The organism is Rhodococcus sp. ACPA4, from assembly GCF_002300185.1.
GTDB classification, from domain to species: domain Bacteria; phylum Actinomycetota; class Actinomycetes; order Mycobacteriales; family Mycobacteriaceae; genus Rhodococcus_F; species Rhodococcus_F globerula.
This window is the reverse complement of the sequence record NZ_NSDY01000001.1, coordinates 910,468-925,083: the sequence shown is the minus strand read 5'-3', so window position 1 is coordinate 925,083 and position 14,616 is coordinate 910,468. Positions and strand designations below refer to the sequence as shown.

The following is a 14,616-nucleotide window of genomic DNA, read 5'->3' as shown; positions in this document are numbered from 1 at the left end:
TATGTCCACTCGAGAAGCTGCACCCACAAGCGCAGACGAACCCGACACCACGTCGGACAAAAGATCCATCATCCTGGTGTTCGTCGGCCTGATGATCACGATGCTTCTGGCATCCCTCGACCAGATGATCTTCAGCACGGCGTTGCCCACCATCGTCGGCGAACTGAACGGCGTCAACCACATGGTGTGGGTGACAACGGCATACATCCTGGCGTCGACGATCATGATGCCGGTCTACGGAAAAATGGGCGATCTGATCGGCCGCAAAGGGCTGTTCATCGGTGCGATCAGCATTTTCATCGTCGGTTCTGTGATCGGCGGTTTGTCCCACGACATGACCACGCTCATCGCCGGCCGGGCAGTTCAGGGACTCGGCGGCGGCGGTCTTATTCTGCTGTCGCAGGCCATCATCGCCGACGTTGTTCCGGCCCGGCAGCGCGGCCGCTACATGGGCGCGATGGGCGGCGTTTTTGCCCTCGCGTCGGTCGCGGGCCCACTCCTGGGCGGTTGGTTCACCGAAGGCATCGGTTGGCGGTGGGCGTTCTGGATCAACGTCCCGTTGGGTCTGCTCGCGATAGCCAGTGCGTCGGCCTTCCTGCATCTACCCAAGCCCAAGCTTGGCAAGCCGTCCATCGACTACCCCGGCATGATCCTGGTTGCAATCTCGGCAACCTGCTTGATCCTGTTCACGACGTGGGGCGGCAACACTTACGACTGGGATTCGGCCGTCATCATCGGGCTGATCATCGGCAGCATCGTCAGCGCAATTGCCTTTGTCATGGTCGAGCGACGAGCAACCGAACCTGTCATTCCCATGCACCTGTTCTCGGAGCGCAACTTCGTACTGACCACCACCGCCGGACTGATCATCGGCATCGCGATGTTCGGCGCCCTCGCCTACCTTCCTACCTACATTCAGATGGTGACCGGCAAGAACGCCACCGAAGCCGGCTTGATGATGATTCCGATGATGGCGGGACTGCTGGTGTCCTCGATCGGTTCCGGGCAGATCGTCAGCAAGACCGGGCGCTACAAGGCCTTTCCGATCGTCGGCACGTCCATCGTCGCCGTCTCTTTGGTCTTACTTTCCAGGCTGACTCCGTCGACCTCACTTGTCGTATTCGGAATCTATATCGCGATCATGGGTGTCGGTCTCGGTCTGGTCATGCAAATCCTGATCCTGATCGTTCAAAACACCTTCCCCGCAGCCGAAGTCGGCACCGCAACAGCGTCGAACAACTTCTTTCGCCAGATCGGCGCCTCATTGGGTAGCGCGATCGTCGGCAGCCTCTTCGCATCCCGGTTGTCGAATCTGCTCGCGGAGCGGTTGCCAGCCGGCGGCGGCGGTGTCGGCGGTGAAGAGAACTCGTTGACTCCGGGAATCCTCTGGAAATTGCCGGATCAAATCCGCGAAATCATCGTAGGCGCCTACAACGACGCGCTCGCCCCGATCTTCATGTACCTCGTTCCGCTGGTAGTCGCAGCGGTGATCCTCCTGCTCTTCGTCAAGGAGAAGCCGCTGGCCACCACTATCGACCGCTCGGCAGCGCCGATCGAGTAGAAACCGATTGTTCGCTATTGTGGCGTGATGTCAGCAGACAAGAATCCGACCAGATCCACGTTTGTGGTTCTGGTCGGATTCTGCGCTGTGCTGGCAATTGTCATCGTCGGCGGATTCTGGTGGGTCACGCGTAGCAACGACGCGCTTGCCGGCGAAACACTCGACGCCTTCCCCACCCTCGACCGCAGCACACTCAGTCAGTCACAGAGTGAACTACTAGCGACACTCGAGAAGGAATGGGAATCCGGTGCACCCGGCACCACGTATGCCGAAGGTGTCGAAGAATCCTGGTGCGCTGACTTTGTCAGCTGGAATATGAACAAAATCGGCATGCCGTATTCGAACCCCAATTCCGGTTCGTGGCGAATCCCCGGCGTCTACACATTGCAGGAGTACTACGAATCCGTCGGAACATTTGTGCCGCTCGGTCAGGACTATCGACTGAAGACCGGCGACACGATTCTGTACGACGATTCCAGCCCCTTCGGGCAGCACGTCAACGTCGTGCTCCGCAATGACGCCGGCATTGTCACCACCGTCGGCGGCAACGAGAACAATTCAGTGATGCTTCACCGGTTCAACCCTGATGATGTCGCCGGCATCGTGGGGTTCGGGTCGTTCTGACGGCCAACTCCCTTCTCGTAGATGTTGCGATGTGAGTGGAGGGTTGGTGACATGGTCAGTTTCTGGTGTGCGTTGGGTCGATCGAACTTCGGAAATTTATTCGGTAAATTACGTGTTTCCGTCGCCCACTGACTATTTGCCTTTGCGAATGAAACTTTCCGCCAAAGGGAATTCGCCAATCTGATCTAGCTGAACCTGGCCGCTCTTCCCACAAAACGGAAGGGCTGGCAGATGCTCTGCCAACCCTTCCGACGATGTGACTGCAAGCGAGACGACTCCCCTGACTCGGAGCTACTACGCGCTGTCTACACCTGGAGATTCACGTCCGCTCAGCTCACGAAGTGCGTGAGACTGCGGTGCTCAGCGCGTTGGTGATTCGATCCGCACCCCACGGGAGCGAGATCGGGGACGGGAAGCCCAGTGCGTTCGGCACTCCGGAGTTGCGGGCAATCGACACAACCGAACCGCGCTGGACCGCAGACAAATTCCGCCACTGCTCGTTGTCGCGCATGTAGTCGATGTCCCCCGCTGGTGAGATGACAACCGCGATGTCGGTGTCGAGTTGGGCGACATACTCGTAGCTGATCACTCCTCGCCCGTCAGCATCGGTCGGCACTGTCTGCGCCCAGTCGGTCAGTTGGAAACCCAAGTCCTTCATGAGCATTCCGATACCGCGATCCTCACCGGCGAGGATGTACAGCTGCCCGTTCAGATCTCCGATCACCGCATTGAAATTCACGCCCTCGAATTCTGGGTGCGCTGCGCGGACGGCAGCCAGGTCGGCTTCGGCCGATCCGACGGCGACCTGCGCTTCGTCCTCCCTACCGAGCGCCTTGCCGATCTTGCGCGTCGAGTCCTGCCACGGTTCCACGTTTGCCTGTTCGTCGAAATGCACGACCGGGGCAATGCTCGAAAGCTGCTCATAGGCACGCTCATTGAGACTCCATTGCCCTGTTGCAACGATGACGTCGGGATCAAGGGCCACAATTTGTTCGACGTACGACTGCGGGTCACCCTCGAAGAGCAGTGTCGGAATCTCCTTGTCACCGGCGGACAACAGCGCGTCGACGCCACCACCGGGGTTCGGCGGCAACACCTGATACCCCATGTCGGCCAATGCATCGACCTGCCAAGGCCACGCCCCGACGCCGTTTGTCGAGACGAGAATGTTCGTATCGGTGGGCAGTGCAATGGGTGCGACACCCATCGAGATCACCATGTCCGCGTCCTGCGGCGACAACGGGAGCACCCGCTCGGCGCCGAGTGGTACCTGGGCTTCACCGAATTTGCCGGTGACGGTGACTGTTTCCCCCTCGGCAGTGTCGAGGGAGTTCCCGCCGCACGAGGTCAGGAGAAGTGCGAGGGCAACAAATGCGGCGGAGAGTGCGCGCTTCACAGCGGGTGTCCATTCGGTCCGCCGGGATTACCCGGGACGGTGCACGTGGCCATAGCGCGATGTGCCAAGAAACAAAGACTGTCGTTACTCAATTTCCACTGCCCGTCGATCCAATACCATTTGAGGGTCGCTTGTCCCGGTGCAGAGCCGGGCAACGAGGTCACGAGCTGGGCGCGCGCCACCTCGTCGGTCACCGTGACCGGGTCCGTGAGATCCCAGCGATAGATTCCGGCCGCGATGTTCAGGGCGCTTCCCACAGCGCGCACGGTGGGTACGCCGGCTGCGCCGCCTTCGAGCGCGGAAGCGACCTCCGCGTCACTTGTCGCCGAGTTGAGTCCGCGCTGGAGTTGACTGTTCAGTTCGGCGACGTCCGGCGTCGACGGCCCCTCGGGTGCCGATGCAACCGCCGGCGCGGCACTCGCCGCCGGAGCGCTGGGCGAGGCAGGTGCTGCGCCCGCTGCCGGGGCGCTGACCGCGGCCGACGCTGCAGGTGCGGGGGCGGCCACCGGAGCCGGAACCTGAGGTTCGAGCACCGTGACGCCGTCGTTGGCCGCAGCGGCGGTCGAGCCCGCGGTGCCGGCCCCCGCCGGAGAAGCCATGGTCACGACCACTTGACGTTCCTGGTCGCCGAGGTTCATACCAAACAGAACGAGTCCGGGGATCGCAATCCCCACAACCATTGCCGCACACGTGGACACCGCGACTGTCGGCCAATGAACGCCGCGGCGCGGCGCGGCGGTTTGTGGATGGCGACCGACGTCCTCGTCTCTCGACTCATCGAGGTCGTAGTCCGTCTGAATGCTCATCGCGTCGTCTCCGTTAGGCGCTCGGGTCTTCCTGATGGCCCAATTCGTTGAGGCCGTTGCGTGGTGAGTGGGTTCTCACCATCACGTCAGGATTTAGGTTAGCGTAGGCTAACACTCGCATAACGGTCGACCGTACACAGGCCCGCAAGCAAGGGATTGAGTGATCCCCTGCGAACGCTCAATTCACAGAGTCAGCCGCCGTTCGGCGGGTGCCCATCGACGCTGCCGGCGCTCCCCCGCCGCCCATGCCGGAAGCTTCCTGCTGCGTAACACTGTTGGCATAGTCATTGGTGGGGTCTCGGTAGATGGTGTGGATGTGACCCCAACCCGCGGTTGTGTATCCCGCGACGTCGGCCAGGCCCACCCAGTTCGCAATCACGTCGAGCAGAAGTTGATTCCGTTCCTCCGTCAGGTCAGAGCCCGCAATACCCGTTCCCGTGGGTAATCACAGGTACTTCCCGGAGCACACACCTTGGTGGATACGCTCTCGCCCTGATAGAGCTGAGCTTGCTGCTCTTCGGTCAAGCTGCCGTAGAACGCGAATGCGGTCTCGTAGGTGGTTGCGAATGGTTGTACCTCGGTGCGTCGGGGCGAACGCAATGCAGTCAGCCGAGCCATCCAGCGTTGCGTTGATACCAAGGTGATGGCCACCGAATTGAAGCTCCCATGTGCCCGAGTCCGACGGGTCACCGAAGAACGCGATGTAGTACTGGCCCAATGATTCCTCGGTCGAATTGCTGTTCTCGTGCAGGAACTCGGTGCCGCCCATGATGCCGGTGACGGTCTCGTACCCTTCATCACTGAGGAGAGCTTCGAGCACCTTCAATGCCGCCGCCTGCTGCTCGTCGGTCAACTCGGAGATGTTGAGCCCGGCGCGGTCGACGAACGTCACCGGGAAGTTCGACCGCTCAACGCGTATGTCTGCAGCGCGTAAGGCCGCAGACTTCGCACGGTTGGCGAAGAACGGAACTTCCGTCGGCGGCTCCCATGACTGCGCAAGTTGCGCAGCGGTACTCCATCACGAATTCGGCTGTCACAGTACGGGTTTTTCGATCTGTTCACGAAGGATATCGGCGTGACCTGCGTGCCTGGCGAACTCTTGGATCATGGCAAGCAGTGTCCATCGCATGCTGACTTTTCCCTCGCGCGGGTTGTCCATGGTGTCGTCAAGGTCGAAGCCGGACACGATCTCCCGCGATCGTTGGCTTGCGCGCTCGAACTCGGCGATGACATCAGCAAGCAACTCGTCGTCGGCGACAGCGAAGGTGCCCTCGTCGCGGCGCGAGTACCCATCGCATTCGGATTCATCGAGTCCTGCCCAAATCCGTTGAAACCAGATCCGTTCCGCGGCAGCGGCATGCTTGATCAACGAGATCGGAGTTGTCAGCGAGGCGACGAGCCGTCGGCGGGAGTCAGCCTCAGACAGGCCTCGTACAGTCTCGATCAGTGCCTCGCGATTCTGGTCGAGCATGTTCTCGATGATCGACCGTTCCGTGCCGATCCTAATTATGTTGATGGACATAAGCTTTCACTCGATTCTGTCGTAGGTTGGTCAGGGTTGGATGCCGCTCATCGGCTAGGCCGGGTAAGGCAGGGATCCGATTCGGGATTGGCGCGACTCTCGGGAGCGGGGAAACGAGCAGAGAAAGAGCATGCAATCCGCTTGCCGTCAGGGAGTATGTGCTCGAGAGTTCGGGCATCTGATCGGATACGTTCTGCGTACGCGCCGATATACGCTCAGAGTATGTCACGCAACGTGGTATTCGATCCGACCGATCGCGAGATGTTCGATACCCAGCGACAGCGCTTCGACTGGAGCCTACTGCAAAACGGCAACGTATACCGATATGACACTGTGTTTCAACTCGACAGCGCTTGCACCCGCCTCACCGATCTCGGGTACCTGGTACACCGCGTCGACGCCCATTTGTGGACGAACGTCGAGGATATGCACACCGCCTTCGCGAAGACCATGTCCTTCCCCTCCTACTACGGACGGAATCTTGACGCGTTCGCCGACGTGCTCTCCGACGTCGCCAGTTTCGCCTACGGAAGCGATCCCACCAGCTTGGGCACCGTTCTCGCGATCTCCGGCTACGACACTTTCGCGCGCATAGACCGGCGGACCGCCACCTCAGTCTTAGACATCTTCTCGGCCCAAGCACGTTTAGCGGCTCTCTACGCGCATCCGATGCTGTGCCTAGTCGAATCCACCGTCACCGACTATGCCGCGGTCGGCGGTCAACAGGTATCCGTGGGCAGCGTCTGGGATGTCGAACCGGATCCGCCGGCGCCGTTCCATCACGGCGACCTTGTCGAGCAGGTGTTGCAGATCTACGCGGACGAAGCGAGTGCTTCCAAGTATTTCGCTGCGCTGAATCAGGCTCTTGCCGACACACTCGACGCTCACGGGCGCTGGCAAATCCTCAATCCCGTGCTGGCCTCCGAGCGCGTCGCGACCCTTCACGCCGAGAATCGGCCAGAACCACCGCCTACGGGAACTCAGTTGTGGGAGATATTAATTGGCCTCCGTGGTGCCGGGGACCACACCGTCCTCGGCGACCAACTCGTGCACGACCTCTCGAAGTCCGGACTTCACTTCGATCAGCTGATCACAAAATTTTACTCAGCCGAAACGAAGGAACTAAAGCAAGCTCTCACTTACTACCCAAGCCTACAAAACTCAGATGACTGAGAGAGGAACACGCCCTGGTGTTCGAGGGTTCGGAAGGTATGCGCGTCTTCGGTTGTCGCTGAATGGTCGATTCGGCCGCTAACGTCACCTCGTGGATCACACTCAGTCAGTGGAGAACTCGGCATCACCGAAACAGGCCGGCCTCCACCGCGTTGGCTGGGTAAACACATTCGTCGCAGCAGCAGCTTCGTCACTGTACGTTGCGGTGAAATGCAATTTCTCATGGCCGAAACCTGCCGACAGCGCGATCGCGATTGCCGGCGCCGTCAGCTTCTGGGTTCTCACGGCACTGATCGCCCTCGCTCTACTCGGCGTGACGATCGTTCGGGGACGTCGGTGGTCGTGGTCGATTGTCGCAATTCCGGTACTCGTGGCGTGCGCCATCATGGTCGCGGCAGTCGGTCGTCCGCACTTCGACAAGTACAGAACTCAGTTCGAAGACGTTGCGCAACAACTTCTTCAGGAGCCGCGCGACCCTGACAGCGACGGATACCGTCGTGATCTACGAATCGCCGATTCGATATCTCCTACGCCAATGTGAGTAGCCGAGGCCACGTATACTTCCACGATGCCCGCGACGGGCTCGACTTCATGGACAACCCCGGTTGGGTGTACGCCCCAAACGGCGTTTCCGAGAAGATTGCGAGGCAACTCCGCTTGGAAAGCATCGATGGAGGCCGGTATCGCTTCCCGAACATAGTCGTCGGCGACTACTGATTTCGATCTATGAAAGTGACGCGAGTGCTGGGATCTCGCGCTGCAGAATCCGCAGCCTTCCGTGAATTGCGCTGAAAGACAATGCAATCGGCGCTTTGCTCACGCAGAGCGCCATCGGGATCGCTAGGTCGGCACCGTTAGGCAAACAATTCCACATCGAAGACAGCGCCTCGGTGGCGATGGCATCGGTACCGGTTCGTGCGAAGCCCTCACGTCGGAAGACTTTCAGGGCGGCGTCGGTAACGGCCTGCCTGCACATTGCATCGCATGTCGGCAACACAGCAGACCGAAGGAGTATTCAACATTCGTAAGTAGAGCGACGGCGCTATGTTTCATCCAGTGAGGATAAATCGCCGTTGACTGGTGGATGTGCAGAATTCGAGACTTGCGAAATTCCGGGGACGATGAAAAGCTAACTGTTACTTCAAGACCCATATCCTGGCCATGTAACCCCGCTTGACGGGCGGGTCGCGCACCGAGGTGTGGAGCGGGCACCTCGAGGGAGACGACCGCCCGCGCTTGGGAATGGACCTTGCTCCAGCATCTGAAATCGCTCGATGTCGGCGGTATTCCACCATCCAGTCATTTGTTGAGCGCTACTTGTCCGTTAGTAGCGCGACTGGTTGATAGTTTCGGTCGGCGTTTCCGTTGCCGACACGAAAGGTTATTTTTCTTGCCATTCAAAGACATTCAGTAGTAGCGGTTTGGGTCCTTGGGCGTGTACGGGGCAACGGTTACCGCGTCGATCCGAGGGTCGGCGATGAGCAGTTCAATCGCTTCTGTGGGTCCACCGATCACTGCGAAGTCAGGATCGACATCGTTTGCAACACACCATGCATGATCCGCCGGCCATATGAAGGCAGGATCCGCGTCGGACGCACCCCTCGGGTCAAACTGGACATCGTGGCCCCAGTCATCCCAATCCGTCAATGCACCGCGGAACAGCCAGTAATCACGGTTGGGAATCTTCACTATAGGAATGTCATCGCCGATGACTTCACATCCCCAGCCGTCCCACAAGCAGAAATAGCAGTTATCCGGCGTGGAGGTGTAGCCGGATAGTAATTCCAGGACGGTTGCGAACTGCCCGGGGTTCTCCACATACCAACTTTCCGCAAAACCCAGATCCGTTGTCTGCTGGCCCTCGGAAGGAATGTCGGGAAGGAATCGGAGCCTTGCATATGCCGGAAATCCGACCGGCCCCTTGGCCGACAGCTGGTACCACGGCATATCCTGCCCGACTAACCAATCGGATGCCGACACATCTGTGCATACGCTCAGGCTCATCCGCTCATTATCCCTGACAAATAGTCGGCCATTCACCCCCGAATACAAAGGCACGCACCGACGCTGAACGGCTCCCGTTCCGCAATCTTGGACGCCCGAAACCCGCGCTCAGTTCGTGCTGTGAGATTCGGTGGTGTATTCGCGACTGCCTCCGGCGCCAATTCGACGCCGCTGTGAACGTCAGAAATGGCGAGTCTTGGCATCACCTGTTCGCGACTCGGTCGGAGTAATGAGGTGCCCGGTTGCGCGTGCTGCGAGGAGGAGTCCGACCAAGGTCAGTCCTGCCGCTCGACTACCTCGGTAGCTGAGCCGATCCGAGCACATCCTCTGTAGTGAGGACTGCGATACATCCGGCCAGGACTGCTTCGCCGTTTCACTCGAGCCGGAAGTTGTCACTCTCAGCTCCTTTTCCGGCACCGGGTTGATCACGGAACCGCAGTCCACCATGCGCGACCCGACACTGTCTACCGAGGCGGAAAGGGGTGCAAGTACCGCTGCTCCGCTCGTGACTAGCGCCAAGGCGGCAAAACACGCGCACGTGAAACCGAACAGAACCGAAGACTTACTGCGCCGAACCTTTCTCCACCAGAAGTAGGTGAGCGCGACCCCGGCAACTACGAACAGCAGACCAGTCCACCAGTCGAAGAATCCGAGCAGGATATACACGAACACCAGGATGAGCGTCCAGAATGCTGCACTGAGCCATTTCGTCGGCGATCGGTTGTCTCGCTGTTCTTCGGTTGCCATCGTGTCATTCTCACCGACTCGTAGCCGTTTCATCGAGAGATGCGATCTAATCTGCCGGGAGCCTCGAGTCCCTCTATCGGCTTCGCAAACGAAACTCCGCCTGCCGCCGCTGGACTCAGCACCCACCGAATCCCCGAAGACGAGTTCAGGTCGCCCACTGTCGGTTTCCCTGGATGCAGTTGCTGTTGCAAAGCCCAGACACCAGCGTCGTCAAGGGCGCCGCGATCGATCTGACATACCCAGTCGAAATCTATTGTAGACCAAGCAATCTGACATCCGTGGGTCTAAATCCTCGACTGCCGGTCCCAGCGCGGTCGCCGGCCGAGCCAACCTGCCATGTCACGAGATCGGCGGAGAGTGCTGTACTGGGGCAAGGATTCGACGGATCGCCGCAGCGGAGCTAGGCCTGAGAGCGGAGACTACCGGTTTCAGGTTCCGTGCCGTTCAGTTGCTGGCGCACCGTGGTTGCGATGAGGGCGAGCGCAGCGCCGAGAGCACGCTGCTGCGCCCCACTGAGGGGGTCGAAGACCAACTCTCGCACTCTTTCGACGTGGCCGGGCGCGCTGTCGACAACCTTCTGGCGCCCGGCCTCGGTCAGCGTCGCAAGTGTGTAGCGCCCGTTATCCGGGTCTGGTCGGCGAGTGACCCACTGGCGCTGCTCGAAACGGACCATCAGCTTCGACATTCGGGGCTGACTACTGTCGCACTGCGCAGCCAGGTCACTGAGTCGCATCGTCAGGTCGGCGGCCATCGACAGGCGCGCGAGGACGCTGTACTCGAAGTTCGATGTCTCGGCGTCCTTCTCCAATTGCCGATCGAGCAACGTCGGCAGTGCGATGACAACGGTAAGCAGGTCCTGCCACACCGCTTGCTGGTCTTCGTCAAGCCATCGCGGCGAAGTCGTCATGGTGCCAAAGCGTACATCCTTCCCAGCCATTTGACTTGCCTAGGCAAGTCAGTCATCGTGTTCTTACTTGCCTAGGCAAGTCAGGTGGTCGCAGCTAGGTACTCGTCGAGTGCCTTTCACCGAAAGCTGGCCGCGCGGCCCAACAGCCCAGCCGGGCAGACCCTGCTGGACCCGACAACCACACACGAGGAGAGTCCATGAAAGCGATTCGTTACCACAAGTTCGGCGACACCAAGGTTCTGCAAGAAGAGGAAGTGGCACGTCCAGCACCCAGTCTCGGCCAGGTGCTGGTTAAGGTCGCCGCCACGTCGTTCAACCCGGTAGACGACCACATCCGCTTAGGGGTGCTCGCAGAAGCCATTCCCACCACATTGCCGATCACGCCTGGTCTGGACGTTGCGGGCACCGTCGTCGAGCTGGGCGCGGAGGTCAGCCGACTGCAGGTCGACGATCGCGTCGTCGGCATGTTTCCCCTGGACCAGCACGGCGGCGCGGCAGAGTACGCGGTGATCGCGGCCGATCTCCTCGCCGCGGCGCCCAGAGCTGTGACCTTGACCGATGCCGCAGCCCTTCCACTCGCCGGCCTCGCCGCCCGGCAGGCCGCCATCGAACTGGCCGACATCCAGAAAGGGCAGAGCGTGCTCGTCAACGGAGCCGGTGGCGCGGTGGGAAGCCTCGTCGTCCAGCTTGCGGTCGACGCCGGCGCTACCGTAACCGCCGTCGACGGACCACAGCACGCCGTTCGTCTACACGGTTACGGCGCCACGAAGGTCGTCGGCCCGCTGGACCTAGATGCGGGTCCTGCCGCCATAGGCGGGCCTTTCGACGTGGTCGTCAATCACGTGCGTTTGGATGCGGACGGACTTGCGAAGCTAACCCCGTTCGTTGCCGACGGCGGTATCGCGGTCAGCTCCGCCGGGGCCGTACCCGCCGACGACGAGCGCTCGGTGCGAACCTCGAGCGTATGGGTGACGCCCAACGGCTCCCACCTGGCAGACATGGTGTCCCGCCTCGACGAGGGCCGCCTCGAACTCACCGTTGTCGATCACCGGCCACTGCAGCAGCTACGAGCCGTCCACGAAGAAGCCGCGAGCGGCAAGCTCATTGGCAAAACCGTCATCACGATCGACTAGACCACGCTGACGCCCCTCGCAGAATATCGAGAGGGGCGTCATGCACCCGGTGGATCCCAGTCACGGCGGCCCAGAATTTCCGCAAGTTGAGCAACGACAGCAACTTATCAATGACACTGTCCCGCAACATATCCTACGTACTACTGTACTCGCATATCGAAACTCGTCTTATTTCTCGGTCCTTCTGCTCAACTGCCCGACGACGCATCCCCGGATCGACCGAGGTGCGCAGCTGCGCCAGATGTTCAAATACTGAGGGCGGACATGATCTCGCCGAATGCACCTTCACGCCCCGGCAAGATGACCTTCTGAAACAGCGTCAGCACGCACTCGTCGATGTCGTCCGTCGCGGACAAACTCTTGCGCGACACCTCAATTGCACGAAGTCCACGCGCACGCACGTACCGAGCCAGCTCGATTCCGTCGCGCCGCGCTGCTGCCTTACGACCTGAGGAATGTTCGAACCGGTAGTGGCGCCCAGCGACCGCAACTTCGCAGAGTTTGTTCCTGCGCCGCATCCCATGACGCTTCTCGTCCGAGACACTCACAGCCGTGCCGTCCGGGAATCGTAAGGTCGCGGGCGTACCCTTGGTCAGCGCGGGGCCGAATCGATCGATCCGTTCGGCCAGCGTCTCCCGCTTCAACCTGCCGAAATGCGCGATGAATTCGTCGCCTTCCGCTGGAAAGAGTTCGGCGCGCACTATTCCGGCAGGATCGAATATCGCGACGGACGAGAGGTCTGCCGCGATACGCACAGACCATCCTGTCTCGGTGGGACTCTTCCAATTCATGATCCGCAGTATCCCACCGCGGCAGTGGCCAGACGGACATCACGGGTGCCACCGGCTCGCGGGTCTGATCATGGTTCAGTAGTGGACGCATGAAGATGGAATGTCGCGCCCTTCTCGAGTTCGTCCGCGGTGAAATCCGGTGACGTGAAACTCCCCGCGTAGGGCGCTGAACTGCTCACCGTGAGTGAGTAGTTGCGTTGATTCGCGGGGATGGCGTCGAAGCGCGCCACATACGTGCAGGTACCGGTTCCGTCGGGATTCTGTTCCACGGAGTTGACTTCCAGCACAGACCTTGTCGATGCGGCGCCGCTTCCTCCATCAACGAATATCGTGTCGTTCGGCGCGACCGGGATTGTTCCGACGATGCACTGTCCGGAATCCGGATCGGCTCGTTCAGCGTCCCCGATGACGGTCACCACGGCGGTAAAGGTTTTCGGATCATCTGTATTGGACACACAACCGGTCAGCGCCATTGTCCCGATCGACAGCAATACTGCAGCGTGTCTGCCCCTTCGCCCCATGGACTCACAGTAGACCGACACGAGCGGATGGAAGGTTGATGTCCGAGAAAGTCTGAAAATCAGGGCACAGGCGGAAAATTAACGACTGCCCCGTCGAGCGGCAACTGGTCGGTGCGGTCGCCCTCGTTCGGTCCCTTGACGAGAGCGCCGGTAGCTGCCGATCCGACAAACGTGAAGCTGTCGATCTCGTAGGGCACATTGTCGCCGGACAGCGGTACCGCTGCCCGTGACACATGGAAGTGCAGATGCGCTTCTGAGGTGTTGCCCGAGTTGCCGAGGTTCCCGATCACCTGACCCGTGGTCACCAGATCCCCTACATTCACAGTCGCCGACATCGGTTTCAGGTGGGCATAGAACGCATAGTTTCCGTTGCCGATGTCGATGATGACGTAGTTGCCACCCAATTGATCGAACGGCATGTCCTTCGGAACTTGTTGCGGCATTTGATCCTGCTCGCCCGAGACGACAGCCACGACGGTGCCGTCGGCCACCGCCAGCAGAGGCGCGCCGTAGGCGAAGTAGTCCTCATTTTTCGATCCGCCACCACGAGACCTGCTGAGCGGGACTGCATCCGGGTCGATCCTCAGCCAGTCGACGGCAAATCGCTCGGTGCCGTTGATCCTGCCACCGACCGCCATCATCCCGGCGCGATGTTGCGAGAGCCCGCAGCAACCGTCCCCGACCACCCAACTGTCGCCGGCTAATGGAGGACCGATAACCACCGGCAAGTCTGTGCTGGTCATGACTGTTCCACCGAACTGCGTGACGTTATCGGGATATCGCGCAGCACTGGCAGCGTCCTCCGGCGTTGCTTGGCCGAACGTCGCAGTCAGTCGATGGGTCACCACAGACGGAACATCGTCGGGGCTCTCGTATTCGTCGTCGAGCACCATCAGCACAGTGCGCCCCACCGGGATCTCGGTGAACGGCGTCCAGGAAAAGTTCCCTACCAGAATCGAACGCGCAGATACTTGGCCCTGATCGAGGGTCGATACGACGGTCCCGTCCGGTCCCCCGGCCAGCGTTTCGATCTTTGTGATGGTCGCGGGCCGCGGTGAGAAGTTCAGCACTTCGATCTCGTAGGCCACGTGCAGCATTCCGTCGGTCCCGGTGACAGGGATCGGATTCGGCCCGAGCGCCGAGATCACCAACGGCGACGTGACGTCGGTTTCAGTCGGATAGCCGCGCGGGATCCCCCCTCGGCTGTCGATGGTCGACGTCGTGAGCACGGTCGGTCCGGTGGTGTCGATCGACGATGAACACCCGGCGATGACGAGGGTCATTACTGCGGCGGCGATTGCCCACCCTGCCAAAGGGCTGTGTGAAGTCGTCATGCGAACTCCAGAGCAGGCCCCTGCCCAGTGCGTCGGCCCAGTTGTTTCGAGCCTAGGCACGAAAGACCCTCTTTGTCCTGATTTTGTGGATCAGGAC

The 14,616-nt window shown here is 60.4% G+C and carries 15 protein-coding genes and 1 pseudogene; 6 read left to right on the top strand and 10 right to left on the bottom strand.

The features are described 5' to 3' along the window. Position 1 precedes the first annotated feature (1 nt). Together CJ178_RS04325 and CJ178_RS04320 are read left to right on the top strand one after the other, a co-directional pair. Positions 2–1,561, top strand: a complete 1,560-nt coding sequence (locus CJ178_RS04325) for an MDR family MFS transporter (RefSeq protein WP_095886198.1) — start codon at positions 2–4, stop codon at positions 1,559–1,561. Between the two features lie 27 nt (positions 1,562–1,588). Further along, positions 1,589–2,185 carry a CHAP domain-containing protein gene (locus CJ178_RS04320; protein ID WP_095886197.1) on the top strand — a complete coding sequence of 199 codons (597 nt, stop codon included), beginning with the start codon at positions 1,589–1,591 and terminating at the stop codon, positions 2,183–2,185. Positions 2,186–2,519: 334 nt separating this feature from the next. On the opposite strand, the gene CJ178_RS04315 is transcribed toward CJ178_RS04320, so the two are convergent. The 4 genes and pseudogenes from CJ178_RS04315 to CJ178_RS04300 all read right to left on the bottom strand — a co-directional run bounded on the left by CJ178_RS04315 (position 2,520) and on the right by CJ178_RS04300 (position 5,909). Next, positions 2,520–3,581 (bottom strand): ABC transporter substrate-binding protein, encoded by a 1,062-nt coding sequence (locus tag CJ178_RS04315; RefSeq protein WP_095886196.1) that lies wholly within the window; start codon positions 3,579–3,581, stop codon positions 2,520–2,522. Further along, a complete protein-coding gene (locus CJ178_RS04310) occupies positions 3,578–4,387 on the bottom strand; it encodes a hypothetical protein (protein WP_095886195.1) in 810 nt (269 codons plus the stop codon). Before CJ178_RS04310 ends, CJ178_RS04315 begins: the two co-directional genes overlap by 4 nt. 178 nt (positions 4,388–4,565) lie before the next feature. Beyond that, a pseudogene (locus tag CJ178_RS04305) lies at positions 4,566–5,309 on the bottom strand (DUF3500 domain-containing protein); the annotation flags it as partial. Between the two features lie 111 nt (positions 5,310–5,420). Beyond that, entirely contained in the window at positions 5,421–5,909 is a 489-nt protein-coding gene (locus CJ178_RS04300) for a DinB family protein (RefSeq protein WP_095886194.1), read from the bottom strand. Between the two features lie 234 nt (positions 5,910–6,143). Here CJ178_RS04300 and CJ178_RS04295 point away from each other — a divergent pair, with 234 nt between their 5' ends. The 3 genes from CJ178_RS04295 (at position 6,144) to CJ178_RS33175 (ending at position 7,799) form a co-directional block, all read left to right on the top strand. Then, positions 6,144–7,082 carry a barstar family protein gene (locus CJ178_RS04295; protein WP_257013000.1) on the top strand — a complete coding sequence of 313 codons (939 nt, stop codon included), beginning with the start codon at positions 6,144–6,146 and terminating at the stop codon, positions 7,080–7,082. 91 nt (positions 7,083–7,173) lie between these two features. After that, entirely contained in the window at positions 7,174–7,623 is a 450-nt protein-coding gene (locus CJ178_RS04290) for a hypothetical protein (RefSeq protein ID WP_257012999.1), read from the top strand. After that, the gene (locus CJ178_RS33175; protein ID WP_257012998.1) at positions 7,620–7,799 is read left to right on the top strand and encodes a hypothetical protein; all 180 of its coding nucleotides are present in this window, start codon (positions 7,620–7,622) and stop codon (positions 7,797–7,799) included. Before CJ178_RS04290 ends, CJ178_RS33175 begins: the two co-directional genes overlap by 4 nt. A gap of 690 nt (positions 7,800–8,489) precedes the next feature. Here the strand turns inward: CJ178_RS33175 and CJ178_RS04280 are convergent. From CJ178_RS04280 to CJ178_RS04270, 3 genes are all read right to left on the bottom strand, one after another. Beyond that, positions 8,490–9,086, bottom strand: coding sequence for a hypothetical protein (locus CJ178_RS04280; protein ID WP_095886191.1), 597 nt, complete (start codon positions 9,084–9,086; stop codon positions 8,490–8,492). A gap of 180 nt (positions 9,087–9,266) precedes the next feature. After that, positions 9,267–9,833: a hypothetical protein gene (locus CJ178_RS04275; protein WP_095886190.1), complete on the bottom strand. Its 567-nt coding sequence runs from the start codon at positions 9,831–9,833 to the stop codon at positions 9,267–9,269. 400 nt (positions 9,834–10,233) lie between these two features. Continuing rightward, positions 10,234–10,740: a MarR family winged helix-turn-helix transcriptional regulator gene (locus CJ178_RS04270; RefSeq protein ID WP_095886189.1), complete on the bottom strand. Its 507-nt coding sequence runs from the start codon at positions 10,738–10,740 to the stop codon at positions 10,234–10,236. A gap of 197 nt (positions 10,741–10,937) precedes the next feature. Between CJ178_RS04270 and CJ178_RS04265 the strand changes: the two genes are divergently transcribed. Next, the gene (locus tag CJ178_RS04265) at positions 10,938–11,873 is read left to right on the top strand and encodes an NADP-dependent oxidoreductase (protein ID WP_095886188.1); all 936 of its coding nucleotides are present in this window, start codon (positions 10,938–10,940) and stop codon (positions 11,871–11,873) included. 245 nt (positions 11,874–12,118) lie between these two features. On the opposite strand, the gene CJ178_RS04260 is transcribed toward CJ178_RS04265, so the two are convergent. The 3 genes from CJ178_RS04260 to CJ178_RS04250 all read right to left on the bottom strand — a co-directional run bounded on the left by CJ178_RS04260 (position 12,119) and on the right by CJ178_RS04250 (position 14,519). After that, positions 12,119–12,664 carry a hypothetical protein gene (locus CJ178_RS04260; RefSeq protein ID WP_095886187.1) on the bottom strand — a complete coding sequence of 182 codons (546 nt, stop codon included), beginning with the start codon at positions 12,662–12,664 and terminating at the stop codon, positions 12,119–12,121. A 68-nt stretch (positions 12,665–12,732) separates the two neighbouring features. Beyond that, positions 12,733–13,185: a hypothetical protein gene (locus tag CJ178_RS04255; RefSeq protein WP_095886186.1), complete on the bottom strand. Its 453-nt coding sequence runs from the start codon at positions 13,183–13,185 to the stop codon at positions 12,733–12,735. 59 nt (positions 13,186–13,244) lie between these two features. Further along, positions 13,245–14,519: a M23 family metallopeptidase gene (locus CJ178_RS04250; protein WP_257012997.1), complete on the bottom strand. Its 1,275-nt coding sequence runs from the start codon at positions 14,517–14,519 to the stop codon at positions 13,245–13,247. Positions 14,520–14,616: the final 97 nt, after the last annotated feature.